This window comes from Streptomyces sp. NPDC059850 (assembly GCF_042731515.1).
Taxonomy (GTDB): domain Bacteria; phylum Actinomycetota; class Actinomycetes; order Streptomycetales; family Streptomycetaceae; genus Streptomyces.
In genome coordinates this window covers 1-26,024 of record NZ_JBHWJI010000087.1, presented here as the reverse complement: position 1 = coordinate 26,024, position 26,024 = coordinate 1, and the positions used below count along the sequence as shown (strand labels likewise).

At 72.5% G+C, this 26,024-nt stretch carries 24 protein-coding genes; 17 read left to right on the top strand and 7 right to left on the bottom strand.

What is annotated here, in order from left to right:
• Window positions 1-39: 39 nt before the first annotated feature.
• Entirely contained in the window at window positions 40-270 is a 231-nt protein-coding gene (locus ACFV9T_RS40195; protein WP_009718927.1) for a hypothetical protein, read from the bottom strand.
• Between the two features lie 15 nt (window positions 271-285).
• On the bottom strand, window positions 286-1,596 hold the full coding sequence (locus ACFV9T_RS40190; protein WP_385448140.1) for an anion permease: 1,311 nt from the start codon (window positions 1,594-1,596) through the stop codon (window positions 286-288).
• 236 nt (window positions 1,597-1,832) lie between these two features.
• Between ACFV9T_RS40190 and ACFV9T_RS40185 the strand changes: the two genes are divergently transcribed.
• The 6 genes from ACFV9T_RS40185 (at window position 1,833) to ACFV9T_RS40160 (ending at window position 8,525) form a co-directional block, all read left to right on the top strand.
• Complete coding sequence (locus tag ACFV9T_RS40185) at window positions 1,833-2,543, top strand: class II aldolase/adducin family protein (protein ID WP_385448138.1); 711 nt, start codon at window positions 1,833-1,835, stop codon at window positions 2,541-2,543.
• Window positions 2,544-2,625: 82 nt separating this feature from the next.
• The gene (locus ACFV9T_RS40180) at window positions 2,626-3,753 is read left to right on the top strand and encodes an alpha/beta hydrolase (protein ID WP_385448136.1); all 1,128 of its coding nucleotides are present in this window, start codon (window positions 2,626-2,628) and stop codon (window positions 3,751-3,753) included.
• An 88-nt stretch (window positions 3,754-3,841) separates the two neighbouring features.
• Complete coding sequence (locus ACFV9T_RS40175) at window positions 3,842-5,245, top strand: hypothetical protein (RefSeq protein WP_385448133.1); 1,404 nt, start codon at window positions 3,842-3,844, stop codon at window positions 5,243-5,245.
• A gap of 184 nt (window positions 5,246-5,429) precedes the next feature.
• Complete coding sequence (locus tag ACFV9T_RS40170; RefSeq protein WP_385448130.1) at window positions 5,430-7,028, top strand: ABC-F family ATP-binding cassette domain-containing protein; 1,599 nt, start codon at window positions 5,430-5,432, stop codon at window positions 7,026-7,028.
• A 367-nt stretch (window positions 7,029-7,395) separates the two neighbouring features.
• A complete protein-coding gene (locus ACFV9T_RS40165; RefSeq protein ID WP_009718933.1) occupies window positions 7,396-7,617 on the top strand; it encodes a helix-turn-helix domain-containing protein in 222 nt (73 codons plus the stop codon).
• A 128-nt stretch (window positions 7,618-7,745) separates the two neighbouring features.
• Complete coding sequence (locus tag ACFV9T_RS40160; RefSeq protein WP_385448127.1) at window positions 7,746-8,525, top strand: enoyl-CoA hydratase/isomerase family protein; 780 nt, start codon at window positions 7,746-7,748, stop codon at window positions 8,523-8,525.
• 27 nt (window positions 8,526-8,552) lie between these two features.
• Here the strand turns inward: ACFV9T_RS40160 and ACFV9T_RS40155 are convergent, their stop codons facing one another.
• The 3 genes from ACFV9T_RS40155 to ACFV9T_RS40145 all read right to left on the bottom strand — a co-directional run bounded on the left by ACFV9T_RS40155 (window position 8,553) and on the right by ACFV9T_RS40145 (window position 13,146).
• A complete protein-coding gene (locus ACFV9T_RS40155; RefSeq protein WP_385448124.1) occupies window positions 8,553-9,683 on the bottom strand; it encodes an NAD(P)-dependent alcohol dehydrogenase in 1,131 nt (376 codons plus the stop codon).
• A 26-nt stretch (window positions 9,684-9,709) separates the two neighbouring features.
• Window positions 9,710-11,170, bottom strand: coding sequence for an aldehyde dehydrogenase family protein (locus ACFV9T_RS40150; protein ID WP_385448122.1), 1,461 nt, complete (start codon window positions 11,168-11,170; stop codon window positions 9,710-9,712).
• A 77-nt stretch (window positions 11,171-11,247) separates the two neighbouring features.
• The gene (locus ACFV9T_RS40145; RefSeq protein WP_385448120.1) at window positions 11,248-13,146 is read right to left on the bottom strand and encodes a SpoIIE family protein phosphatase; all 1,899 of its coding nucleotides are present in this window, start codon (window positions 13,144-13,146) and stop codon (window positions 11,248-11,250) included.
• Window positions 13,147-13,243: 97 nt separating this feature from the next.
• Between ACFV9T_RS40145 and ACFV9T_RS40140 the strand changes: the two genes are divergently transcribed.
• Together ACFV9T_RS40140 and ACFV9T_RS40135 are read left to right on the top strand one after the other, a co-directional pair.
• Complete coding sequence (locus ACFV9T_RS40140; protein ID WP_385448117.1) at window positions 13,244-17,587, top strand: HAMP domain-containing protein; 4,344 nt, start codon at window positions 13,244-13,246, stop codon at window positions 17,585-17,587.
• Window positions 17,584-18,210, top strand: coding sequence for a two-component system response regulator (locus ACFV9T_RS40135; RefSeq protein ID WP_385448115.1), 627 nt, complete (start codon window positions 17,584-17,586; stop codon window positions 18,208-18,210). Before ACFV9T_RS40140 ends, ACFV9T_RS40135 begins: the two co-directional genes overlap by 4 nt.
• Window positions 18,211-18,254: 44 nt before the next feature.
• Here ACFV9T_RS40135 and ACFV9T_RS40130 read toward each other — a convergent pair whose 3' ends face one another.
• Window positions 18,255-18,743, bottom strand: coding sequence for a MarR family winged helix-turn-helix transcriptional regulator (locus ACFV9T_RS40130; protein ID WP_385448112.1), 489 nt, complete (start codon window positions 18,741-18,743; stop codon window positions 18,255-18,257).
• A gap of 151 nt (window positions 18,744-18,894) precedes the next feature.
• Here ACFV9T_RS40130 and ACFV9T_RS40125 point away from each other — a divergent pair, with 151 nt between their 5' ends.
• Genes ACFV9T_RS40125 through ACFV9T_RS40110 form a run of 4 tightly spaced genes read left to right on the top strand, consistent with a single transcriptional unit; the run spans window position 18,895 to window position 22,683 of the window.
• Window positions 18,895-19,833, top strand: a complete 939-nt coding sequence (locus tag ACFV9T_RS40125; protein WP_385448109.1) for an SDR family NAD(P)-dependent oxidoreductase — start codon at window positions 18,895-18,897, stop codon at window positions 19,831-19,833.
• A complete protein-coding gene (locus tag ACFV9T_RS40120; RefSeq protein WP_385448106.1) occupies window positions 19,830-20,702 on the top strand; it encodes an amidohydrolase family protein in 873 nt (290 codons plus the stop codon). Before ACFV9T_RS40125 ends, ACFV9T_RS40120 begins: the two co-directional genes overlap by 4 nt.
• 6 nt (window positions 20,703-20,708) lie before the next feature.
• Window positions 20,709-22,193: a long-chain fatty acid--CoA ligase gene (locus ACFV9T_RS40115; RefSeq protein WP_385448103.1), complete on the top strand. Its 1,485-nt coding sequence runs from the start codon at window positions 20,709-20,711 to the stop codon at window positions 22,191-22,193.
• A gap of 31 nt (window positions 22,194-22,224) precedes the next feature.
• Window positions 22,225-22,683, top strand: a complete 459-nt coding sequence (locus ACFV9T_RS40110; RefSeq protein WP_385448100.1) for a MaoC family dehydratase — start codon at window positions 22,225-22,227, stop codon at window positions 22,681-22,683.
• A 3-nt stretch (window positions 22,684-22,686) separates the two neighbouring features.
• Here the strand turns inward: ACFV9T_RS40110 and ACFV9T_RS40105 are convergent, their stop codons facing one another.
• Window positions 22,687-23,409, bottom strand: a complete 723-nt coding sequence (locus ACFV9T_RS40105; RefSeq protein ID WP_385448098.1) for a hypothetical protein — start codon at window positions 23,407-23,409, stop codon at window positions 22,687-22,689.
• Window positions 23,410-23,482: 73 nt separating this feature from the next.
• On the opposite strand from ACFV9T_RS40105, the gene ACFV9T_RS40100 reads away from it, so the two are divergent.
• From ACFV9T_RS40100 to amaP, 5 genes are read left to right on the top strand one after another with little or no spacing between them, the layout of a single operon-like run.
• On the top strand, window positions 23,483-23,959 hold the full coding sequence (locus ACFV9T_RS40100; protein ID WP_385448095.1) for an Asp23/Gls24 family envelope stress response protein: 477 nt from the start codon (window positions 23,483-23,485) through the stop codon (window positions 23,957-23,959).
• Window positions 23,960-23,996: 37 nt separating this feature from the next.
• A complete protein-coding gene (locus tag ACFV9T_RS40095) occupies window positions 23,997-24,188 on the top strand; it encodes a hypothetical protein (protein ID WP_385448092.1) in 192 nt (63 codons plus the stop codon).
• A 4-nt stretch (window positions 24,189-24,192) separates the two neighbouring features.
• On the top strand, window positions 24,193-24,510 hold the full coding sequence (locus tag ACFV9T_RS40090) for a hypothetical protein (RefSeq protein WP_385448090.1): 318 nt from the start codon (window positions 24,193-24,195) through the stop codon (window positions 24,508-24,510).
• Window positions 24,507-25,052, top strand: a complete 546-nt coding sequence (locus ACFV9T_RS40085; RefSeq protein WP_385448087.1) for a DUF6286 domain-containing protein — start codon at window positions 24,507-24,509, stop codon at window positions 25,050-25,052. Before ACFV9T_RS40090 ends, ACFV9T_RS40085 begins: the two co-directional genes overlap by 4 nt.
• A 4-nt stretch (window positions 25,053-25,056) precedes the next feature.
• Window positions 25,057-25,602: an alkaline shock response membrane anchor protein AmaP gene (gene amaP, locus ACFV9T_RS40080; protein ID WP_385448084.1), complete on the top strand. Its 546-nt coding sequence runs from the start codon at window positions 25,057-25,059 to the stop codon at window positions 25,600-25,602.
• Window positions 25,603-26,024 lie beyond the last annotated feature (422 nt).

The following is a 26,024-nucleotide window of genomic DNA, read 5'->3' as shown; positions in this document are numbered from 1 at the left end:
GTGCCGATCGGCACCCACCGCCCCGCGGCTTCCGTGGCCTCAGGCCACGATCAGATAGATGCCGTACGCCACCACCGCGGCGCACAGCGCGAAACAGGCGTACGCGCCGGTGCGCGCAACCGGGGACGCGCCGCCCGCGGCCGCCTGGGGCTGCGGCTGGGCCGTACGGGAGGTGCCGATGATGCCCAGGGTGAAGACCCCTACGACGCCGACCGTCACCGCGAGGCTGACGCCGAAGACCTGGCCGAGGGCTGCCCAGTCGATGTGCATTGCGTGTGCTCCCTGTCAGCTTTTGGAACCGGTTCCCGCGGTGGCGGGAGTGGGTGCGGATTCGGACGAAGCGTCGCCGTCGGTGCCGGACCCGGCGGATTCAGCCGACCCGGCGGAGCCGGTCGACTCGGCGGACGTGGCGGAGGCGGTCTTCCCGGCGGGCGGCGGGGCCACCGACCGCACGGCGGCGGTGACGACGCCGACCGGCTCGGAGGACTCCGCGCCCGGCTCGTTGACGTTGCTGGCGTCCACCGGCTTGCGGCGCGAGAGCGCCCAGATGACACCGCAGCCCAGCACCGCGAGGACGGCGACCACGGTGACGCCCCAGCTGCCCTGGTCGGCCAGCAGCGCCGCGGCGGCGGCCACCAGACCGGCGGCCGGGAGGGTCAGCGCCCACGCGGCGACCATGCGGCCCGCGGTGGACCAGCGCACCACACCGCCCTTGCGGCCGACGCCCGCACCCATCACGGCGCCCGAGCAGACCTGCGTGGTCGACAGCGCGAAGCCGATGTGGGAGGAGGCCAGGATGACGGTCGCGGCGCCGGTCTGGGCGGCGAAGCCCTGCGGCGGCTGGATGTCGGTGATGCCCTTGCCCATGGTGCGGATGATGCGCCAGCCACCCAGGTAGGTGCCGAGCGCGATCGCGAGACCGGCGGAGACGATCACCCACATGGGCGGGTCGGAGTCCGGTGCGATGACGCCGCCGGTGACCAGCGCGAGGGTGATGACGCCCATCGTCTTCTGCGCGTCGTTGGTGCCGTGCGCCAGGGAGACCAGGGCGGCCGAGGCGATCTGCCCGGCGCGGTAGCCCTTCGCGGTGTCCTCCTCGGCCCGGTTGTTCGCCAGCCGGTAGGTGAGCCGGGTGGCGACCACCGTGGCGATGCCCGCCACGAGCGGCGCGGCCACGGCCGGGATGAGCACCTTCATGACGACCGCGTCGCCGTTGACCCCGTCCATGCCGACGGAGACCACGGTGGCGCCGATGAGGCCGCCGAAGAGGGCGTGCGAGGAGCTGGACGGGAGACCGGCCAGCCAGGTCACCAGGTTCCAGAGGATGGCGCCGACCAGCCCCGCGAAGATGACTTCGGGCTGGATACCGGAGCCCTCGTCGATGATTCCGCCGGAGATGGTCTTGGCGACCTCCACGGAGAGGAAGGCGCCGACGAGGTTGAGGACCGCCGACATCGCCACCGCGACCCGGGGACCGAGTGCTCCCGTGGAAATAGTGGTGGCCATGGCGTTGGCCGTGTCGTGGAAGCCGTTCGTGAAGTCGAACACCAAGGCCGTGATGATCACGATCCCGATGAGAAGCGTGATGTGTTCCATACACCCGGTCAATCAGCTCGGAGGGCGGTCAGTGCACGGTGAACGTAGGGAAACTGGGTGAACGGGAGATGAACTGAGGCGGGCTTCACGGTGACACGAGCGCGCGGGTGTGAGAACGGCTGGTTTTCGACCGTACTCCCGTTCGCCATAAGGAATTTGACGTTCATACATCAACCTCCTGTAGTCCACTCCGCTCGGTATTCATATGGAAGGATCGCGCCCGGAGGTGAGCGCCCGTGACGGAGCCGCGATCGGCACGACGGCCACAGCCGAGGCTGACCCAGCCCCTGCGGCAGGCCTGGACGCATGTGGTGCGGACGGCCCGCAGAACCACCGCCGACGGACTCGTCGTCGGCACCTCGGGCAACGTATCGGCGCGGGTCGGCGACACCGTCCTGGTGACCCCGAGCGGTGTCCCGTACGACCGGCTCGGCCCGCGTGACGCGGTCGGCGTCGACCTCGACGGCCGACAGGTGCTGGGCACCCTCACGCCCACCAGCGAGCTGCCCATGCACCTCGCCGTCTACCGTCACACGGACGAGGCCTCGGCCATCGTCCACACCCATGCCGTTCACGCCACAGCGGTCTCCACGCTCGTCGACGAGCTGCCCGCGATCCACTACATGACCGCCGCCCTCGGCGGGCCGGTCCGGGTCGCCGACTACGCGCTCTACGGCACCGACGAACTGGCCGAAAACATGCTGCACGCGCTGCGCGACCGCTCCGGCTGTCTGCTGCGCAACCACGGCACCGTCGTATACGGCGCGACGCTGGACCAGGCATACGACCGCACCGCCCAGCTGGAGTGGATGTGCCAGGTCTGGCTGGCCGCGGCCGCCGTTCCCGGCCACACCCCGACCCTCCTCCCGCCCGTCGAGCTGGAGCGCGTCGCGGCCAAGCTCAGCGGCTACGGCCAGCAGCCCGCCGGGGACACCGCGAAGCCGTAGCGGAGACACCGCCCGGCGATAAGGGGCCCGAAACAGCCCATCCCGCTGGCCGGTCCGCCGCTCCCCGCCCACACTGGGAGCGATGCGTGTGCGGACAACGGCGGTCGCTGCCGCCACCACTCTGCTGGGTGTCGGCGCGGCCGCGGTGGCGGCGGGCCGGTACGTCACCGACGCTGCCCTGAAACCGGCGCCCGACCGGCCGCTGCCGAACGAGCCGCCGCTCACCGTGCACGCCACCGGCGACGGCCGGATCACCCTCACCCGTTCGCTCGCCTCGCTGCGCCCCGGCACCTACGGCCTCGTCGGCCGGGGCTGCCACGCCGTCGTCGGCCCGGTGGACGAGGACGCCCGGCACCCCGCCGACTGCGTCGTACGCCGCCTGGAGCGGGTCACCCACGGCACCCTCGACGCGGGCACCCGGGTGCGGCTCACCCCGCAGGTGTACATCGGCAACCCGCGGGACGCGCTCGGCATCGAGCACGCCGACGTCGACATCCCCGGCGAACTCGGGCCGCTGCCCGCCTGGTTCCTGCCCGGCGAGCGCACCACCTGGGTGATCACCACCCATGGCCTCGGCACCACCCGCGAACACCCCATGGTCGTCATGGAGCTGCTGCACCGGCTGCGGATCCCGGTGCTCGACCTCGCGTACCGCGGCGACCCCGGCGCCCCGCGCCCGCCCGACGGCATCAGCCACCTCGGCGAGACGGAGTGGCGCGACCTCGACGCCGCCATCCGCTACGCGGTCCGCTACGGGGCGGAGAGCGTCGTCCTGCACGGCTGGTCCACCGGCGCCTCCATGGCCCTGCACGCGGCCGCCAACTCCGCACTGCGGCACCGGCTCAGCGGCATCGTCCTGGACTCCCCGGTGCTCGACTGGCGGGCCACCCTGCGCGCCCTCGCCGCCGCGCGCCGCACCCCCGCCGCCCTGCTCCCGCTCGCCGTACGGGCGGCGGAAGGGCGCACCGGGCTCCACGACAGCAAGCTCGCGGAGGCGGCCGACCCCGAGAGCCTGCCGGTGCCGACCCTCATCGTGCACGGCCCCGGCGACACCCTCGCGCCCTGGGACGCCTCGCGCGAACTCGCCGCCGCCCGGCCCGAGCTGGTCACCCTTCACCCGGTGCGACACGCCCCGCACGCCGCCATGTGGAACGCCGACCCGCGCGGGTACGAGGAGGCCCTGCGCCGCTTCCTCACGCCTCTCATCTAGGGTCCGGCTAGCCGCCGGAATCCGGTCGGGGCGACCGCCGGACGGGTGCCGATTGGGCTTTCGGGCCGTCAACGGCGAGACTGCTTCTGTGACGTCCCGTACTCCGCGCGACTCCCGGCTCCGACTCGTCCGCCAGCGGCCGATGGCCACCGCACCGCGGCCCGCGCCGAACCGCTCCCGGCCGTCGCCACGCCCGCCCGAGGGCACGCCGCCCCGCCCGGAGCTGGCCCGGCAGGCCCGCGCGGGGCTCGTCGGGGCCGTGGAGGTGGCCCGCTGGGCCGCCGCCGGGGACGACTCCCTCGGGGCCCTCTCCGACCAGGCCGCCGCCCGCGCCGCCGCCGCACTCGGGCGCACCGCCGAGGAGGTGCGGGCCGACTGGGACCGGGCCCGGCTCGTCGGACTCGTCGATCTGCACGGCGGCACCGCCCGCCCCGGCTGGCGGCTCCAGGCCTGGGACCGCGACGACAGCGCGGTGCTGCGCGGCTGGGTCGCGCTGCTCGACGCCTGGTCGCTGGCCAGCCCCGCCCCGGACACCGCCGAGCCCTCGGCCGTCGCCGAGGTGGTCGAGGCCGTACCGCAGCTGCTCCCGCTGCTCCAGCTGTCCGCGGGCCCGGTGCAGATCTCCACGCTGCTGGACATGTTGCGCAAGCGGGTCGCCGAGCTGCGCACCGAGCGCTGCGAGGTGCCGTACGGGGTGGCCGCGCCGGAGGACGCCGAACCCGCCGAGGCCCCGGACCCCGGGGACCAGCCGGAGGCCATCGAGGGTGACGACGAGCTGGAGGCCCTGCTCGGCTGGGCCCTGGACGCCCTCGCCTCGGTCGGGGCGCTCACGGTCCTCGAAGGCGACGCCGTCCTCACCGCGCTCGGCAGCTGGGCGGTGTGGGTCAAGCTGGAGCAGATCTGCGTGGCCGCCCAGAGCCCCGCGGGGAACATCGAGCACCCCGCCGCCGACATGCTGCGCGGCTGCGCGGGCCTCACTCCCGGGCCCGCCCGCGCCGAGTACCGGGCCTGGCTCGCCGCGCGCCCGGTGGGCAGCGCCATCACCGAACTGCTGGACGCCGCGCGCGGCGACGACGCCCTGCTGCGCGGGCTCGCGTTCGAGGCGCTGCGGGTCGCCGGGGCGCCCGCCGAGCCCGCGGTGCGGGCCGTCGTGGACGAATCGTGCCTGCGGCCGTACGCGCTGCTCTGGCTCGCCGAGCACGAGGGCGCCGACCCCGAGGACGCGCTGGACGTGCTCACCCGCGAGGAGGCCACCTGGCTGTGGGTGGACACCGCCGCGGCCATCTCCGACCACGGCGAGAGCCCGCTGCTGGTGCGCCATCTGGAGTCCGCGGTGCAGGGCACGGTCCCCGCGCTGCTGCAGGAGGTACGGGCCGTCGGCCACCCCCGTACGGTGCAGGTGCTGGTGGCACTGGCCGCCGCGCACCCCGACCCGGCCCTCGCCAAGGCGGTGCGCCGGGCGGCCTTCCAGGTCCACACCGGCGGCGTCTGATCACTGATCTTCTCGCTGGGAAGCGGCGTCCGGGGGACAGGGGAGGCCTCCGGACCCCAGGGAAAATCCGGTTGCCCGCCCCGCTAAACTGGCCCGCATGGCAATTCTCCTCGTGCATTAGACGGCGTCGGCCCCGCCCGCTGGTCTGTCCCGTCCGCCGTCCATCTGCCCAGGAGTAATTCCCGTGATCACCGCATCCGGCGTCGAGCTGCGTGCCGGCGCCCGTGTCCTGATCGAGTCCGCCTCGTTCCGTATCGCCAAGGGTGACCGCATCGGTCTCGTCGGCCGCAACGGCGCCGGGAAGACCACGCTCACCAAGTGCCTGGCGGGCGAGGGCGCCCCGGCCGGGGGCTCCATCACCCGCTCAGGCCAGGTCGGCTATCTGCCGCAGGACCCGCGCACCGGCGACCTCGACGTCCTCGCGCGCGACCGCATCCTCTCCGCCCGCGACCTCGACTCCGTGCTGCGCAAGATGCGCGAGAACGAGGACCGCATGGCCAACGGCCAGGGCGCCACCCGCGAGCGCGCGATGAAGAAGTACGAGCGCCTGGAGACGGAGTTCCTGACCAAGGGCGGGTACGCGGCCGAGGCGGAGGCCGCGACCATCGCGGCCAGCCTGGGCCTGCCGGACCGGGTGCTCGGCCAGCCGCTGCACACCCTCTCCGGCGGTCAGCGGCGCCGCGTCGAGCTGGCCCGGATCCTGTTCTCGGACTCCGACATCCTGCTGCTGGACGAGCCGACGAACCACCTCGACGCCGACTCCATCGTCTGGCTGCGGGACTACCTGAAGACCTACAGCGGCGGCTTCATCGTCATCTCCCATGACAACGAACTGGTCGAGACGATCGTCAACAAGGTCTTCTACCTGGATGCCAACCGCTCCCAGATCGACATCTACAACATGGGCTGGAAGCTCTACCAGGCCCAGCGCGAGGCCGACGAGAAGCGCCGCAAGCGCGAGCGCGCCAACGCCGAGAAGAAGGCCGCGGCCCTCAACTCGCAGGCCGACAAGATGCGCGCCAAGGCCACCAAGACGGTCGCCGCGCAGAACATGGCCCGGCGCGCCGACAAGCTGCTGTCCGGCCTGGAGGCGGTGCGGCAGTCCGACAAGGTCGCCAAGCTGCGCTTCCCGGACCCGGCCCCGTGCGGCAAGACCCCGCTGACCGCCGAGGGCCTGTCGAAGTCGTACGGCTCCCTGGAGATCTTCACCGATGTCGACCTGGCCGTCGACAAGGGCTCCCGGGTCGTCATCCTGGGCCTCAACGGCGCGGGCAAGACCACTCTGCTGCGGCTGCTGGCCGGGGTCGAGAAGCCGGACACCGGCCAGGTGCAGCCCGGCCACGGGCTGAAGCTCGGCTACTACGCGCAGGAGCACGAGACGCTCGACCCGGACCGCACGGTCCTGGAGAACATGCGCTCGGCCGCCCCCGACCTCGACCTGGTCGAGATCCGCAAGACGCTGGGCTCGTTCCTGTTCTCCGGCGATGACGTGGACAAGCCCGCCGGGGTGCTCTCCGGCGGCGAGAAGACCCGGCTCGCGCTGGCCACCCTGGTCGTCTCCTCGGCCAACGTCCTGCTGCTGGACGAGCCCACCAACAACCTCGACCCGGCCAGCCGCGAGGAGATCCTCGGCGCGCTGCGCACCTTCACCGGCGCGGTGGTGCTGGTGACCCACGACGAGGGCGCGGTGGACGCGCTCCAGCCGGAGCGGATCATTCTGCTGCCGGACGGGATCGAGGACCTGTGGGGTGCGGACTACGCGGACCTGGTCGCGCTGGCCTGACCCCAGGGCGTCCGGCCTGGCCCGAGCCGTTGATCCACGTCCCGTAGATCATTTGGCCTAGGCGTGATCCGTCATCTGAGTGAGAACGGCTGGTATCGCGGCGCGCCGCCCACGACCGGCGCACGGCACATGCCGCGCGCCGGTCGCTCTCTGTCGAGCCTCTAGCCCATAGGCCCTGACCTGCCCTTTCCCCGGGTATCAACAAAGAGTGACAGGGCGGAAGTCGCCGGAATCCTGGATTCCGAAGGCTCGGATGGCGCCATTTCCCGGAATCCTTCCTCCACAGGTCTTGCCGAATGGGTGGCCAGGAAGGCGCCTAGGGGTGATCATGAGAGTCACAGAGCGCACTTCCCATGAGGAGGCACGGGTGGCCGAGACTCTGAAGAAGGGCAGCCGGGTGACCGGCGCCGCGCGCGAGAAGCTCGCGGCAGACCTGAAGAAGAAGTACGACTCCGGGGCGAGCATCCGGGCGCTGGCCGAGGAGACCGGCCGTTCCTACGGATTCGTCCACCGGATGCTCAGCGAATCAGGAGTGTCCCTACGTGGTCGCGGTGGCGCGACGCGAGGCAAGAAGGCCGCATCGGCCTGATCGCGCGTCTCGCGTCGGAGGTTCGTCACCGGCAGCAGGTGTGGACAGTGCCACCCGGTTGATCGTCCGTTCGACCGGGTGGTTACTGTGCAGTCACTTGTACTCACCGCGACTGCCGGAGGCTTCCCGTGACCCTGCTCGACAAGGACGGCGTTCAGCTCACCGTTGATGACGCGGTCGCCACGGTGACCCTGACCAATCCGGCCAAGCGCAACGCCCAGTCGCCCGCGCTGTGGCGGGCGCTGACCGAGGCCGGGTCACTGCTGCCGGGCAGTGTGCGGGTCGTCGTGCTGCGCGCCGAGGGCGTGTCCTTCTCGGCGGGGCTCGACCGGCAGGCCTTCACCCCCGAGGGGTTCGACGGCGAGCCGTCGTTCCCGGAGATGGCCCGCGGCTCGGACGCCGAGCTGGACGCGATCATCGCCGCCTATCAGGACGCGTTCACCTGGTGGCGGCGCAACGACATCGTGTCCATCGCCGCGGTGCGGGGCCATGCGATCGGGGCGGGCTTCCAGCTCGCCCTCGCCTGTGACCTGCGGGTGTGCGCGGAGGACGCGCAGTTCGCGATGCGCGAGACCAGCCTCGGGCTGGTGCCCGACCTGACCGGCACCCATCCGCTGGTCGGGCTCGTGGGGTACGCCCGGGCGCTGGAGATCTGCGCCACCGGGCGCTCCGTCCACGCCGAGGAGGCCGAGCGCACCGGCCTCGCCAACCTCGTGGTGCCCGCCGCCGAGCTGGACGGCGCGGTCCAGGACCTGGCCGCCGCCCTGCTCGCCGCCCCGCGCGACGCGGTGGTCGAGACCAAGGCGCTGCTGCGGGGCGCGGCGGACCGTACGTACGACGAGCAGCGCACCGCCGAGCGCGCCGCCCAGGCCCGCCGCATCCGCGACCTCGCCGGTCTGGCCGACTAGCGCACCGGACCGGCGCCTATCGCCTCTTCAGACGTCCTCGAAGGTCAGCACCGGCTTGATCGTGGCCCCCGCCGTCATGTCCGCCGCCGCCTCCTCGATCCGGGCGAACGGATAGGTGCGGATCAGCTGGTCCACGGGCAGCCGTCCCCGCTGGTGGAGGCTCACCATCAGCGGGATCAGCTGTTCCGGTTCGCTGTCGCCGAGCGTGACCCCGGTGATGCGGCGGCCCGGAAGCATGCCGTTGACGTCGACCGCGACCTCCGTGCCCATGGGCGGCGCCCCGATGACCGCGACCTCGCCCCGGGGTGCGAGCGCGTCGATCGCGGTGCGCAGGACGCCGGGGTGGCCCGTGGTCTCCAGGGCGCAGTCGAGGCCGAGGCCGTCCGTCAGCTCGACGAGGGCCGCCGAGGTGTCCTCCTCGGCGGCGTTGACGACCGCCGTGGCGCCGAGCTTGCGGGCCAGCGCCAGCCGCCCGGCGAGCCGGTCGACGGCGATCACCTGCCGGACCGGGCCGAGCACGGCGGCCATCAGGGCGGCGAGCCCGACCGCGCCGGTCCCGAAGACGCCGATCGTGCTGCCGGGCCGGGGCCGCAGGACGTTCAGGACGGCGCCGACCCCGGTCTGGACGCCGCAGCCGAAGGGGGCGAGCGTGGCCAGCGGTATCTCCGCCGGGACCCGGACCACGCTGCGCTCGTCCACCAGCGCGTGGGTCGCGAAGGACGACTGGCCGAAGAAGTGCCCGCCAAGACCGCAGCCCCCGGAAGCGGCCCCGGAGGCGGAACGCAGGGTCGCGGTGCCGTCGCCACGGGTGCCGCCGAGCAGGTTGAGCGGCAGCCAGGAGGCGCAGTAGGCGGGATGGCCGCCCCGGCAGGTGCCGCACGCGCCGCACGAGGTGAACGTCAGGACGACATGGTCGCCGGGCCGCACCCGGCTGACCCAGGACCCGACCCGCTCCACCACGCCCGCGCCCTCGTGCCCGAGGACGCCGGGGAGCGGGAAGGGCAGCTGGCCGTCGCGCACGGTCAGATCGGTGTGGCAGACCCCGGCGGCGGCCAGCCGGACCACGATCTCGTCCGGCCGGGGCTCGTCCAGGGTGACCCTCTCCAGGGCGAAGGGGGCGCCGGGCTTGTGCACCACGGCGGCGAGGGATTCGGTCATGGTGGGGCTCCTGGCTCAGAACTGGCTCAGAACGGGTAGCGCGCGGTGTCGCCGCGCAGGGTCAGCCACTGCGTCTCGGTGAAGGCGTCGAGATTGGCCCGGGCGCCGCCCACCCGGCCGAAGCCGGACGCGGCAAGACCGCCGAAGGGCGCGTTCGGATCGTCGTTGACCGTCTGGTCGTTGATGTGGACCATTCCGCTGGGAATCCGCTCGGCCAGCGCCAGCCCGCGCGCCGTATCGGCGGTGAGGATGCCCAGGCTCAGGCCGTACGGGGAGTCGGCGGCGAGCGCTACCGCCTCGTCGTCGTCACGGTACGGGCGTACGCATGCCACCGGGCCGAACACCTCCTCCTCCCAGGCGGGCACGGACGGGCCGCAGTCGGCCAGCACCGTGGGCCGGTAGAACCGCCCCCGGTGGGTGCCGCCGGTGACCACCCGGGCGCCCGCGGCCACGCTGCGCTCGACGAGGTCCACGACATGGCGGAGCTGCCGGTCGTCGATGAGCGGTCCGAGGGCGACATCGTCGCGGAAGGGGTCGCCCACGGTGAGCTGCTCGGCCTTCTTGGCGAGCAGGCCGACGTACTCCTCGTACCGCGACGCATGGACCAGATGGCGGCCGACCGCCATGCAGATCTGCCCCTGATGGAGGAAGTTCCCCCAGGCCCCGCAGGACGCGGCGGCCTCGATGTCGGCGTCCTCCCGCACGATCAGGGCGCTGTTGCCGCCCAGCTCCAGATGGGCCCGGGTCAGCTGCTCGGCGGCCAGCGCCCCCACCGTGCGGCCCGCCCCGGTGGAGCCGGTGAAGGAGACGACCCGCACCGCCGGGTCGCGGACGATCGCCGCGCCGACGTCCGCGCCGCCGGGCAGGCACTGCAGCAGCCCGGCGGGCAGCCCGGCGTCCTCGAAGACGCGGGCGAGCACCACCCCGCCGGAGACCGGGGTGCGCGGATCGGGCTTGAGGAGGACGGCGTTGCCGAGCGCGAGCGCCGGGGCGATCGAGCGGATGGACAGGATCAGCGGGAAGTTGAACGGCGAGATCACGCCGACCACGCCGACCGGGATCCGGCGCGCCATGCTCAGCCGGGGCTGCGCCGAGGGCAGCAGCTCACCGGTGGGCGCCGCGGGCAGCGCGGCGGCCTCCTCGCACTCGGCGGCGGCGACCGCCACCTCCAGCGCGGCCTTAGCCCGTGACGATCCGGCCTCCCGCACGATCCACTCGGCGATCTCGTCGGCGTGGCGGCGGAAGACGTCGGCCGCGCGCCGCAGGGCCGCGGCCCGCTCGGGGAAGGGGGCCGCGGCCCAGGCGCGCCCCGCGGCCGCCGCCGTACGGGCCGAGGGCGCGACGTCCGCCTCGGTGGCCCGGCCGACGGAGCCGAGGTGCTGCCCGGTCGCGGGCTCGGTGATGTCGATGGTGCCGGGCAGGGCCGGGCGGTTCCAGCCGCCGGTGAAGATCCTCTCCGCCCAGTCGGCGGTGGAGAGCAGGCTCATCGCGGACTCCTCAATGCTCAGGAATCCTGATGATGCTCCTCAGGGAAGGGGGCGACAAGGCCCGGGACGTACACATTTCAAGAACTTTGCGCTCGCATCAGCTCCCGCGCCGACGTCGGCACCGCCTCCAGCACCAGCACCGCGAGATCGTCGTCGATCGGCTCGGTGCCGAAGTCATGGGCGGCCAGCCGCACCCGTTCCGCGATGGCTTTGGCGCCGAGCCCCGCACAGCCGCGCAGGATGTCGGCCAGGCCGTCGTCGTCATCCAGCTGGCGGTTGCCGTCCCGCCGCTCGGTCACCCCGTCCGTCACGCACAGCAGCGTCTCGCCCGGCGCCAGGTCCAGGGAGTCGGCGTGGAAGTCGGGCTCGTCGTCGATGCCCAGCAGCATCTGCGGCAGCGCCGCGGGCGCCACCGTGCCGTCGGTGCTCAGCCGCAGCGGCAGCGGATGCCCGGCGCTGGCCAGGACGCAGTGCGCGCCACCCGAGTCCGGGTCGGGCTCCAGCTCCCCGTAGAGCAGGCTGAGGAAACGCGACCGGGCCTGATCCCCGCCGAGCGCCGCGGCCTCCGCCTCCTCCTCCACCAGGGCCTGGTTGAGCCGGGTGAGCACCGACTCCACGCCATGGCCCTCGCGGGCCAGCAGCCGCACCAGGTGGCGGGCCAGACCGGTGACCGACATCGCCTCCGGGTCGCTGCCGCAGACGTCGCCGAGCAGGAAGCACCAGCGGCGGCCGCCCATCGGGAACAGGTCGTAGAAGTCGCCGCCGACGGTCTGGCCCTCGCCGTGCGGCTCGTAGACGATCGCGGTGTCCACGCCCGGGATATGGGCCAGCGAGACCGGCAGCTGGCGGCGCTGGAGCGCCCGGCTGATGGTGGCCTGCTGGGTGTACTGCCGGGCAGTGGCCACGGCCTGGGCGATCCGCCGCGCCACGTCGTCGGAGAGCCGCACCACGCCCTCGGTCATCCGCGCCACTCCGGCCCGGCCGAGCATCAGTACCCCGTAGCCGCGGCCGCGGGCGATGAGCGGGAAGGTCAGCGCGGAGCCGCCGGTGCCGGAGGGGGCGGCGGCCGGGGGCCAGGGCATGGGGGTGCCGGGGGCGTCGAGGCCGGTCGGCGGCGGATCGCTCTCCAGCGTGGCGCGGAGCGCCTCGATGCGGCGCTCGTCGTTGTGCCAGACCCGGCGCAGCTCCGGCCGTCCGCTCTCGCTGGTCAGCCACACCGCGCACCAGTCGGCCAGCCGGGGCACCAGCAGCTGCCCGGCGAGGGCGGCGACCATGTTCTCGTCCAGCTGTCCGGTGAGCAGTTCGCTGGCCTCGGCCAGGAACGACGGCCCGCCTCGGTCGACCCATTCGGCGGTCCGGTCGCGGCGTTCGCGCGGCGGGGCGGGGGAGCGGGGCGCGGGGGTGGGTGGCGTGCGGCCGGGCGCCTCGGCGCGTACGGAGCCGCCCTGGGCCGTCGCCGTCTCGGTGCCCAGGCGGAACCACACGGACTTGCGGGTGCGGTGGTACGTCACGCCCCAGGACTCGGCGATCGCGCCGATCAGCTGGAGGCCCCGGCCCCGGCCGTGGCGCTGGGTGTCGGGCCCGCCCAGTACGACGCTGGCGGGGTGCAGATCGGCGACCTCGATGACGATGCCCGGGCGGTCCGGCGGCTCGTCCGAGGTGTCATCGGGGGCGGCACCGGGGGCCTTGCCCGGGGTGTCGGCGGAATCCTCCGGTCCGTTCCCGGCCCGGAGGCGGCAGGTGACCTCGACCCGGGTGCCCGCGTGCAGGACGGCGTTGGTGACGAGTTCGCTCACGAGCAGGACGGCGTCCTCGGTGATCCGGGCGCCGATCGCGTCCGGTCCGAGAATTTCTTTCGCGGTCGCTCCCGCGAGTGTGGTGCGGACGAAGGCGCGCGCGGCCCCTGGTGCGCGCACGCTTCCGGGCAGCGTGGTCCGGGCTACGGACTCGCGCGAGAGAGGAAGCAAGGCCCCCACGTGCGGCTCCCAGGGCAATTCGGGCGGATTAGGCTATCTAGGTGCCATATTATGACAGACGTAGGGATATCTAATGATCTTTTAAAGGGGCGGCGCCATGGCACGCGACCCGAATCCCGCGGAATGCACCGCCGAGCTGAGGTCCCTGCTGGCAGCGATGAACGCCTTGTGCGACGGCGACTTCACGGTACGTATGGACGGCACGGGCGAGGGCGTGCTCGGCGAAATGGCCGGAGCGTTCAACCAGCTGGTGGCGCGCAACGCCCACCTGGCCTCGGAGCTGCAGCGGGTCCGCCGCGAGGTGGTGCGCCAGGGGCGCCTCGACGAGCGGATCAGCGCGAGCCCCGGCCAGGGCGCGTGGACCACCACCGTGGACGACGCCAATCAGCTGGTGGACGCGTTGACCGGGCCGGTGTCCAACGCCACCCGGGTCCTGGACGCCATCGCCGAGGGCGATCTGACCCGGCGGGTCGATCTGCACGACGGCAACCGCCAGCTCCGCGGCGACCTGCGGCGGCTGGCCCGGGGCGTCAACCGCACCGTCGACCAGCTGGCCCTGTTCACCGGCGAGCTGACCCGGGTGGCCCGCGAGGTGGGCACCGAGGGGCGGCTCGGCGGCCGGGCCAAGGTCCAGGGGCTGTCGGGGGACTGGCGCGATGTGACCGAGGCCGTCAACACCATGGCCGCCCGGCTGACCAGCCAGGTCCGCGACATCGCCGTGGTGACCACGGCCGTGGCCCGCGGCGACCTCACCCAGCAGGTGACCGTCGAGGCCACCGGTGAGCTGCTGGAACTGAAGCTGACCGTGAACACGATGGTCGACCAGCTGCGCGCCTTCGCGGACGAGGTGACCCGGGTGGCCCGCGAGGTCGGTACCGAGGGCGAACTCGGCGGCCGGGCCCAGGTGCGGGGCGTGTCCGGGGTGTGGAAGGACCTGACGGACAACGTCAACTTCATGGCGTCCAACCTGACCAGCCAGGTCCGCAACATCGCCCAGGTGACCACCGCGGTCGCCACCGGTGACCTCTCCCAGAAGATCACCGTCGATGCCCGGGGTGAGATCCTCCAGCTCAAGAACACCGTCAACACGATGGTTGACCAGCTGTCCGCGTTCGCCGACGAGGTGACCCGGGTGGCCAGCGAGGTGGGCACCGAGGGGCGGCTCGGCGGCCGGGCCCAGGTCCGTGGCGTCTCCGGGGTGTGGAAGGACCTCACCCAGAACGTCAACTTCATGGCCGACAACCTGACCTCCCAGGTCCGCAACATCGCCCAGGTCGCCACCGCCGTCGCCGAGGGCGACCTCAGCAAGACGATCGGTGTGGAGGCCAAGGGCGAGATCCTGGAGCTGAAGTCGACGATCAACACCATGGTGGACCGGCTGTCGTCCTTCGCGGACGAGGTGACCCGGGTGGCCCGCGAGGTCGGCACCGAGGGAAACCTGGGCGGTCAGGCGCAGGTACGCGGCGTCTCCGGGGTGTGGAAGGACCTCACCGAGAACGTCAACTTCATGGCGCTCAACCTGACCAGCCAGGTCCGCAACATCGCCCAGGTGACCACGGCGGTCGCCGACGGCGATCTGTCCAAGCAGATCACCGTGGACGCCCGGGGCGAGATCCTGGAGGTCAAGGAGACCGTCAACACCATGGTCCAGCAGCTCCGGGCGTTCGCCGACGAGGTGACCCGGGTGGCCCGCGAGGTCGGTACCGAGGGCCAGCTCGGCGGCCGGGCCGAGGTGCGGGGCGTGTCCGGGGTGTGGAAGGACCTGACGGACAACGTCAACTTCATGGCGTCCAACCTGACCAGCCAGGTCCGTAACATCGCCCAGGTGGCCACGGCGGTCGCCCAGGGCGATCTGTCCAAGAAGATCGACGTGGACGCGCGCGGCGAGATCCTGGAGCTGAAGACGACCATCAACACGATGGTCGACACGCTCTCCTCGTTCTCCTCCGAGGTCACCCGCGTCGCCCGCGAGGTCGGCAGCGAGGGCCAGCTCGGCGGTCAGGCCCGGGTCGAGGGCGTCTACGGCACCTGGAAGCGGCTGACCACCAGCGTCAACGATCTCGCCCTCAACCTCACCACCCAGGTCCGCGCCATCGCCGAGGTCGCCTCCGCCGTCGCCAAGGGCGATATGTCCGGGTCGATCTCGGTCGAGGCGCAGGGCGAGGTCGCCGAGCTGAAGAACAACGTCAACCTCATGGTGGCCAACCTGCGTGAGACCACCCGCGCCAAGGACTGGCTGGAATCCAACCTGGCCCGTATCGCCTCCATGATGCAGGGCCACCGCGATCTGGTCGAGGTCGCCGACCTGATCCTGCGCGAGCTGGCCCCGCTGGTGAACGCCCAGTTCGGAGCGTTCTTCCTCGGTCAGCCCAGTGCGGGTCCCGTCGAGGGCATGAAGCTGATCGCCGGATACGGCACCGAGCAGGGCGACGTCCCGCTGCCGGCCGCCGGTGCCGGCGGCCGCGGACTGGTCGCCCAGGCCGCCCTGGAGAAGAAGCGGGTCCTGATCAGCAACGTCCCGCCCGACTACATCACCATCAACTCCGGGCTCGGCGCCGCGCTCCCCACCAGCGTCGTCATCCTGCCGATCCTCTACGAGGACCAGGTGCTCGGCGTCATCGAACTGGCCTCCTTCAGCCGGTTCAGCGAGGTCCACCTCGCCTTCATCGACCAGTTCGTCAACACCATCGGCGTCTCGATCAACACCATCATCGCCAACGCCCGCACCGAGTCGCTGCTGTCCGAATCGCAGCGGCTCACCACCGAGCTGCGGCAGCGCTCCAACGAGCTGCAGCGCTCCAACGCGGAGCTGGAGGAGAAGGCCGCGCTGCTGGCCACGGCCTCGCAGTACAAGTCCGAGTTCCTGGCCAACATGTCGCACGAGCTGCGCACCCCGCTCAACTCCCTGCTGATCCTGGCCCGGCTGCTCGCCGACAACGCCGACCAGCGGCTGTCCCCCCAGGAGGTGCAGTTCGCCACCACCATCCACCGCTCCGGCTCCGACCTGCTCCAGCTGATCAACGACATCCTCGACCTGTCGAAGATCGAGGCCGGGCGGATGGACGTCCGCCCGAAGAAGCTGCCGCTGATGAAGCTGCTCGACTACGTGCACGCCACGTTCCGGCCGCTCGCCATCGACCGCGGCCTGTCGTTCGAGATCGCCGTCGGCGAGGACGTACCGCGCGAGCTGTACTCCGACGAACAGCGGATCCAGCAGATCCTGCGCAACCTGCTCTCCAACGCCCTGAAGTTCACCTCCTCGGGCGGGGTGAAGCTGCGCGTGGAGCGGGCCGCCGGTACGGAGTTCACGGAGGAGACGCTGCGCGACGCGGACGCCGTCGTCGCCTTCTCCGTCAAGGACACCGGCATCGGCATCGCGCCCGAGAAGCTGCCCGTGATCTTCGAGGCGTTCCAGCAGTCCGACGGCACCACCAGCCGCAAATACGGCGGCACCGGCCTCGGCCTGTCCATCAGCCGGGAGATCGCCGGAATGCTGGGCGGCCGGATCATCGCCGAGAGCGAGCAGGGCGTCGGTTCCTGCTTCACGTTCTACGTCCCCGCGCACTACGCGGGAGTCGTCCCGCCGCCCGATGTCTCGGACCCCCGGGCCACCGGCGCCACCGTCCCGGCGGCGCTGCCCGCCACGGACGAATCGCTTCCGGACACCGCCGACCACGCGCCCAGCGGGGTGTTCAGCGACCAGAGCGGCGTGACCGGCGACCGCAGCTCGCTGGAGAATCTGCTGGCCCCGAAGGACGGCGACGGCGACGGCGACGGGGACGAGGCGCCGCCGGACGCCCCCCGGCTCCAGCAGTGGCAGCGCGGCCGCCCCGGCCGGGTGCTGACCGGCCGCCGCATCCTCATCGTCGACGACGACATCCGCAACGTCTTCGCGCTCACCCATGTGCTGGGCCGGGTCGGCATGACCGTGAAGTACGCCGAGAACGGCCGCGAGGGGCTGGACGTCCTGCACCGCAACCCGGATGTGTCCCTGGTGCTGATGGACGTGATGATGCCGGAGATGGACGGCTACGAGACGATCCGGGCCATCCGCGGCACGCCCCGGCTCGCCGATCTGCCGATCATCGCCCTGACCGCCAAGGCCATGCCCGGCGACCGCGAGAAGGCCCTGGAGAGCGGCGCCAACGGCTATGTCCCCAAACCGGTGGACGTCGACCGGCTGATGTCCACGGTCTGCGATCTGCTCGACCCCGCGGGCTGCCCGCCGGAGCCGGTGGAGGCGGGGGAGGCGGGAGAGGCGGGAGAGGCGGCCGACCCGGTGGAAGCCGCTGACCCGGCCGACCCGGTGGAAGTGGTGGAAGCTGAGGAGCTTGCCGAGGACGGCGACGAGCCCGGCGAAGCCCCCGGCGAAGAATCCAGGGACGAGCCGGGCCCGGACGCGGAGACGCGACCGCCCAGGCAGCGACGGGGGGAGTCATGAGCGCCGCCGCCCCCGACCGGGCCGGAATACTGATCGTCGACGACATGGAAGAGAACCTGATCGCGCTGGAAGCCGTCCTGGGCCCGCTCGATCAGCGTCTCGTCCGCGCCCACTCCGGCGAGGAGGCGCTGAAGGCGATGCTCCGGCAGGACTTCGCCGTCGTGCTGCTCGACGTCCTGATGCCGGGGATGGACGGCTTCGAGACCGCCGCCAACATGAAGCGTCTCGACCAGACCAAGGACGTCCCGATCATCCTGCTGACCGGCACCGACGCCGACTCGGACTACCCCTACCGGGGCTACGCCATCGGCGCCGCCGACTTCCTCACCAAACCCATCGACCCCTGGCTGCTGCGGACCAAGGTCAACGTCTTCCTGGATCTGCACCGCAAGAACCTCCAGCTCGCCGCCCAGGCCGAGCAGCTGCGCAGACAGCTGGCCGGAGAACCGGACCCCTCGGACGTACGGCTGGAGCGGGTGTCCGAACAGCTCGCCCGCACCGCGGTGGCGCTGCGCGCGGGCGAGGGAAGCGAGGAGGCGCTGGGGCTGGCCGACTGCGTCACCGAGCTGGCCCACACCGTGGAGGAGCTGCGGGCGGCCCGCCAGGCGTTCCAGGGCCGATGACCCCGCCGGGGCCGATGACCCCGCCGGGACGGCTGACGGCCGACCTACGGCGTCCCCGCGTCCCCCTCCGCCCGCGGCGGCTCGGCCGACATCGCCCGGGTGCAGTCGATCAGCGCGTGGCGCAGCCCGCCGCGCTGTTCCCCGGTCAGCCCGCCGAGCATCCGCTCCTCCAGCAGCCGCACCTGCTCGTCGTAGCTCCGCAGCGCCTCCCGTCCCCGGTCGCTGAGGCTGATGAGCAGCACCCGGCGGTTGGCCGGATCCCGACGGCGCTCGATGAACCCCCGCTCCTCCAGCGTCTGGACCATCTCGTGCATGGTCTGCGGCTTGACGAACGAGCGCCGCGCCAGCTGGGCCGACGACAGCCCGTCCCGGCGCTCCAGGACGGTCAGCGCCGTGTACTGCAGCGTGGTCAGGCCGAGGGGGCGCAGCAGCGCGTCCAGATGGGCCCGTATCGCCTGTTCCAGCCGCTTCACCAGGTAGAGCGTGCCGACCTGGTCCAGCTGCGCCGTGTCGGACTGATCGGAAGTGGTCATCCGGCCATCTTGCCCGACCGGCGGACCGGGCCGACCGGCAGACCGGCGGATCGGCCGAGGGGGGCCGCCCATTGACACCCGACCTCCCGGAGTGCTCCACTCACCATCAGGAATCCTGATGATACTCCGACACCGGAAGGAACCGAAGCCCATGGAGCTGACGGGGAAGACCGCCGTGGTCACCGGAGCGGGGCGCGGCCTCGGCCTCGCGTACGCCCGTGCCCTGGCCCGGGCGGGGGCCAGCGTGGTCGTCAACGACGCCGACGCGGCCACCGCCGAACAGGCGGTCAAGGTCATCACCGACGAGGGCGGTACGGCGGTCGCCGCGCCCGGAGCGGTCGGCACCAGCGAGGTCGCCGACGCGCTCGTGGACCGCGCGGTCGAGGCGTTCGGGCGGCTGGACGTCCTCGTCACCAACGCGGGCATCCTGCGCGACCGGGTGCTGTGGAAGATGACCGACGAGGACTTCGACGCGGTGACCGGCGTCCATCTCAAGGGCACCTTCACCTGCGCCCGCGCCGCCGTCCGGCACATGCGCGAGCGCGGCGGGGGCGGCCGTCTGATCCTCATCGGCTCGCCCGCAGGACAGCGCGGCAACTTCGGTCAGACCAACTACTCCGCCGCCAAGGCGGGCATCGTCGGCATGGCCCGCACCTGGTCGATGGAGTGCGCCAAGGCCGGGATCGGCGTCAACGCGGTGATCCCCGTCGCCGCTACCGCCATGACCGCGACCATCCCCGCCTTCGCGCCGCACGTCGAGGCGTACGAGGAGCGCGGCGAACCGCTGCCCGCCTGGCTGCGGCAGGGCGAGGGCTTCGGCACCGCCGACGACGTCGCCGGGCTCGTGGTCTTCCTCGCCTCGGACGCCGCCGACGGCATCACCGGGCAGGCCATCGGCGTCGGCGGCGACCGGCTGACCCTGTGGAGCCACCCCGAGGAGCAGTCGGCGGTCTACCGCGAGGGCGGCTGGGACGCGGACGCCATCGCGGGCGTCTGGGGTACGTCGCTGGGGCGGCGCCCGGAGGGAGTGGGCATCCCCGCGCCCGTCGACCCGACGAGCCCGAAGAGCACGGAGGGGGCCGGACGGTGAACCCCGACGATCTCGTCGCCATCGACGTCCACACCCACGCCGAGGTCTCGGCGGACGGCCACTCCTCGCTGAGCGGCGAGCTGGCCGAGGCCTCCGCCGCGTACTTCAAGACCCATGGCGCCCGGCAGCCCACCATCCCGGAACTGGCCGCCCACTACCGCGAACGCCGCATCGCCGCCGTCGTCTTCACGGTCGACGCGGAGACCGCCACCGGCCATCCGCCGATCAGCAACGAGGAGGTCGCCGCCTCCTGCGCCGAGCACGCCGACGTCCTCATCCCGTTCGCCAGCGTCGACCCGTGGAAGGGCCGGGCGGCGGTGCGGGCGGCACGGCGGCTGGTCGAGCACCACGGGGTGCGCGGCTTCAAGTTCCACCCGTCCCTCCAGGCGTTCCACCCGAACGACCAGCGGTTCTATCCGCTGTACGAGGCCATCGAGGAGCTGGGGGTGCCCGCGCTCTTCCACACCGGGCAGACCGGGATCGGCGCGGGCGTGCCCGGGGGCGGCGGGATCCGGCTGAAGTACTCCAACCCGATGGACGTCGACGACGTCGCCGTGGACTTTCCGGAGCTGCGGATCATCCTGGCCCATCCGTCGTTCCCCTGGCAGGACGAGGCGCTGGCCGTCGCCACGCACAAGCCGCACGTCTACATCGACCTGTCCGGCTGGTCGCCGAAGTACTTTCCGCCGCAGCTGGTCCGCTATGCGAATTCGCTGCTCAAGCACAAGGTCCTGTTCGGCTCCGACTATCCGGTGATCGACCCGGACCGATGGCTGGCCGACTTCGACAAACTAGAGATCAAGCCCGAGGTACGGCCGCTGATCCTCAAGGACAACGCGGCGCGGCTGCTCGGTCTCACGAAGGAGTGAGCGCAGATGCTGGAGCAAGGCATCGGCCGGGGCGCCGGAGAGGGCATCGGAGCGTGGCCGCGCCGTCGGGCCCGTAAGACCCCCGGGCGGATCGCGGTCGTCCACGGGGACGACACCCAGACCTACCGGGAGCTGGACGAGACCGTCACCGGTTACGCCCGTGCGCTGCGGGCGCGCGGGATCGGGCGCGGCGACCGCGTCGCCTACCTCGGCCCCAACCACCCCTCGTTCCTCCACGCGCTCTTCGCCACCTGCGCGGTGGGCGCGGTCTTCGTCCCGCTCAACACTCGGCTCGCCGCGCCCGAACTGGCCTACATGCTGGACGACTCCGGTGCGCGGCTGCTCCTCCACGATCCGGGCTGCGCGGAGACCGCCGGGGAGGCGGGCGCGGGCATCGCGGTGGCCGTGGACGAACTGACGGATGGAGTGGACGACGCCCCGGACGAGGTCATGGCCCCCGACGACCCCTGCATGATCATGTATACGTCCGGTACGACGGGCCGTCCCAAGGGCGCGGTGCTCAGCCACGCCAACATCACCTGGAACAGCCTCAACGTCCTGGTCGACACCGATCTCGCCTCGGACGAGATCACCCTCGTCACCGCGCCGCTCTTCCACACCGCCGCGCTCAACATGACCTGTCTGCCGACCCTGCTCAAGGGCGGACGCGTCGTGATCGAGCCCGGCTTCGACGCGGAACGGATGCTCGATCTGATCGAGGGCCAGGGCGTGACCTGCCTGTTCGGCGTGCCCACCATGTTCGCGGCGGTCGCCGACTCGCCGCGCTGGGAGACGGCCGACCTGTCGTCCGTCCGCACCCTGATGTGCGGCGGCTCGCCCGTCCCCAAGGCGCTGATCGACACGTATCTGCGGCGCGGGCTCTCCTTCATCCAGGGCTACGGCATGACCGAGGCGTCCCCCGGGACGCTGCTGCTCGACCGTGAGATGAGCGCGGTCAAGGCGGGCTCCGCGGGTGTGCCGCACTTCTTCACCGACGTCCGGCTGGTCCGCCCGGACCTGACCGAGGCGGGCCCCGGCGAGCCCGGCGAGATCCTGGTGCACGGCCCCCACGTCATGCGCGGCTACTACGGCCTGCCGGACGCGACGGCGGACGCGCTCCTAGAGGGCGGGTGGTTCCGCTCCGGGGACGTGGGGGTGCGGGACGAGGACGGCTACGTCTCCATCGTGGACCGCGTCAAGGACATGATCATCTCGGGCGGTGAGAACGTCTATCCGGCCGAGGTCGAGAACGCGCTGTACGACCACCCCGATGTCCTCGAATGCGCCGTGATCGGCATGCCGGACGCCCGGTGGGGCGAGGTCGGCAAGGCCGTCGTCGTCCTCCGGGCCGGAGCCGCCACCGATCAGCAATGCCTGCTCGACCACCTCGCGGGCCGCCTCGCGAAGTACAAGGTGCCGAGGGCGGTCGAGTTCCGGACCGCGCTGCCGCGCACCGCCAGCGGAAAGATCCGCAAGTCCGCCCTGCGCTGACGCTGCGCACACCCCTGACGGGAGACCCCGCATGCCCACGACCGTGAACAGCTTCGACGAGCTGAAGCAGCTGACCGGACAGCACCTCGGCCACAGCCGGTGGCACCGGATCGAGCAGAACCGGGTCGACACCTTCGCCGACGCCACCGGCGACCACCAGTGGATCCACGTCGACCCCGAGCGCGCCAAGGACGGCCCCTTCGGCGGCACCATCGCCCACGGCTATCTCACCCTGTCCCTGCTGATCCCGCTGTGGGGCGAGATCCTGGAGCTGGGCGGCGTCCGGATGGCCGTCAACTACGGCCTCAACAAGGTGCGTTTCCCGGCGCCGGTACCGGTCGGCGCCACGATCAGGGCCGGGGCCACGCTCGTCTCCGTGGACGAACTCGGCGACGGCGGCGCCCAGGCCGTCATCGACCTGGTGGTGGAGCAGGACGGCGGCGACAAGCCGTGCTGCGTCGCCCAGGCGGTGCACCGCTACCACTGGTGAGGGTCAGGGGGTGTCCACGGCGGTGACGAGGACGGCCACCGTCGCCGGGGGCGGCGCGGTGGCCGCGACCGCCGCGCGCACCGCGCGGGCCACGTCCAGGGCGCGGTGGCCCGGTGCGACGGCCAGTTCGATACGGACATGGGTGCCCTCGACCCGTACCGCCCCGCGCCCCAGCACCGGGGCGAGCCGGGCCACGCCGGGCACGGCGGTGACCGCGGCGGCGATGCCCGAACCATCACCTGGCCGCTCGGCGGGCGGGGCCTGATCCTCCGGGACTACATGTTGCGGAACCTCATCGAGGACATCCGTCACCCGCACATCCACCGCGCCGACCGCCAGCCCGAGCCGGTCCGTGGCCGCGCCCAGCAGGGCGTCGCGTAGCCGGTCCGCCGCCACCGGCAGGGGCAGGTCCGCCGTCGCCGCGCACTCCGCCCAGGCCCGCAGCGGCCCCGGCGGCAGCGCGCTCGGCGGGGCCGGAACCGAGGGCGGCGCGGCGGCCTCCGGGTCGGCCAGGGCGATCCGGAGCGCGCCGAGCCGTACGCCGGGCACGGCGTCGGCCGCCCGGCGCAGCACGGCGTCCGCCGCGCGCTCGGTCAGCCAGGCGCCGTCCTCCGGCCCGCCCAGGGGGAGGAGGCGGCCGAGCCGCAGCTGTTCCCGTACGGCCTGTGCGAACCGGTCCGCGACCACGGTGCCACCCTTCGGCAGGTGAGTCCCTGAATGATGCATAACAGAAGCTTTCCGGACCAATCACCCCTAGTGTGGCAAGTAGGGAAAATATGCGAGAAAGGGGCGATCGGTGATGTCCGAGACCGCGCCACGGAACCGGCCCCAGGCCGCCGCCACGGAGCCGTCCGCCGCTACGCCGAAGACCCTCGGACGCAGCATCGACCCGGGAGCCCGGGGGCGTACCACCATCGCCGACGGCGTGGTGGAGAAGATCGCCGGGATGGCCGCCCGCGATGTGGTCGGCGTCCACGCCATGGGCGGCAACCTCGCCCGCACCTTCGGGGTCGTCCGCGACCGGGTGCCCGGCGGCGGCAAATCGGTCGCCCGTGGGGTGAAGGCCGAGGTGGGCGAGGTGCAGACGGCCCTCGACCTGGAGATCGTGGTCGACTACGGCGTCTCGATCGCCGACGTCGCCCGGGCCGTACGGGAGAACGTGATCACCGCCGTCGAGCGGATGACCGGCCTTGAGGTGGTCGAGGTCAACATCGCGGTCAGCGATGTGAAGTTGCCGGACGAGGAAGAGGGAGCGCCGGAGCCCAGGCTGCAATGAGCAGCCGCCCCGGTGCGCTCCAGCAGGGGAGCACACGATGAGCATGGCCGTGATCGGGATGATCGCGGGGATGGCCCTGGGCTTCGCCGGATACTTCGGTGGTTTCGGGGCCTTTCTGCTGGTGGCGGCGTTGGGCGCCGTCGGGTTCGTCGCGGGCCGGTTCCTGGACGGGGACCTGGAACCGGGCGACTTCTTCCGGTCCCGCGACCGTGGCGAACGGCGGCGGTGAACCGGTGGGGGCACGCGAGCCGGGGGAGCGGGGCGTGACGCGGATCGCGGACCGCGCCGTCGCGAAGATCGCCTCATGGGCGGCGCGGGAAGCGCTCGGCGGCGGGCTGCCGCACGCCGCCGTCGCGGTGCGCGCGGGCGCCGCGCGCGTACGGGTCGCCATCGAGCTGGGCTACCCGTCCGACATCGGCGCCCAGTGCGGGGCCGTACGGCGCCATGTCGCGACGCGCGTCGGTGAACTGACGGGCATGGAGGTGCCGGACGTGGCGGTGACCGTGGAACGGCTGCGCTCACCGCAGCTGGACCGGGGGAAGGTCCGATGAACCGCCGTCCTGGCCGCTTCTGGTCCGCCCGGCGCGTACCGGCCGGACTGACCGCCCTCGTGCTGCTCGGCGCGCTCGGACTGCTCCTGTACGACATCGTCTCCGAACGCACCGGCCACCCCGTGATGGAGTGGCGCCGCTGGCTCGCCGACCAGCTCGCCTCCCGCCCGCTGCACGACGGCTGGATCGTGGGGATCGCGGTGGCGCTGATCGTGATCGGGCTGTGGATGGTGGCGCTGGCCGTGACCCCGGGCCTTCGAAGCCTCCTGCCAATGAACGGAAACGGCGGCATTACCCGAGCCGGAATCGACCGCTCCGCCGCCGGTCTGGTGCTGCGCGACCGGGCGATGGCCGTCCCCGGCGTACGGGCCGTACGGGTCGACGTCGGCCGCCGCCGCGTCAGGGCCCGTGCGCAGGCGCACTTCCGCGACCTTGAGGAGGTCCGGGCCGACCTCCTCACCGTCCTCCAGGACGGCATCCGGCAGCTCGGCCTGGCCCGGCGACCGGGGCTGTCCGTCCGCGTCCGCCGACCGGCGAGGTGACGCCATGCGGATCGCGAACCGTGTACTGCTGGCCGTACTGGGCCTGGCCCTGATGGCCGCAGGCGCGACAGCCCTCCTCGCAGGACGCCGTTCCCCCCACGCCGTCCTGCTCTCCCGCGCGGACCGGGTGCGCTGGCGCTCCACGGACTGGTGGTGGCCGGGCCTCATCGCGGCACTGAGCGTGCTGGCCCTGCTCGCCCTGTGGTGGGCCCTGGCCCAACTGCGGCGCCGCCGCCTGAACGACATCCTCGTCCCCCTGGACGACGGCACCGGCGCCTCGCTCCGGGGCCGGGCCCTGGAAGCCGCCCTGCGGGCCGACGCGGAGTCCCTGTCCGGCGTGGCCGGGGCCCACATCCACCTCCACGGCCGCCGAGCCGCGCCGAGGGCCCGCGTGGGCCTGACCCTGGACCCCGGGGCGGACCCCCTGGCGACCCTCCGGGCCCTGGAAGCCGAGACCCTGACCCAGGCCCGCACCTCAGCGGGCCTACCCCACCTCCCCACGGAGGTCCGCCTGCGAGGCGAACGCCACGGAGCGGAACGAGCGCGGTAGCCGTGCGGGGCCGGGCCGGGACCGCCGACTGCCCGGTCGGGTTTCGTTGCCGGGTGCGGCCCGGTGGCCGGGTTGTGCCCACCCGTTCCTCCCCCAGCTACAGCTGGGAGGTGCCCCCCCGGCGGAACGCCTGCCCACAACCGGTGGTGAGCCGCCATGCGGCGGAGGGGTGGGGTCGCAGGGGTGGGGTCCTGGACGACGCCGTGTATTTGTGGCGCCAATCGCCCCGCGTCCACCCCACGCTTCCGCGCGACGGCGCCGTAAATATACGAGTCCAGGGCCCTGCCCCGGAGGCCCCGCCCCGGCACCACCACCGGACGAACCGCGCACCCGCACCCCGTTCCGGCCGGGACATCTCAGTCCCGGCCGGGACAATTCAGCCCCTCCGGCGATTGAGGAGCGGGGGTGCAGGGGGCGGAGCC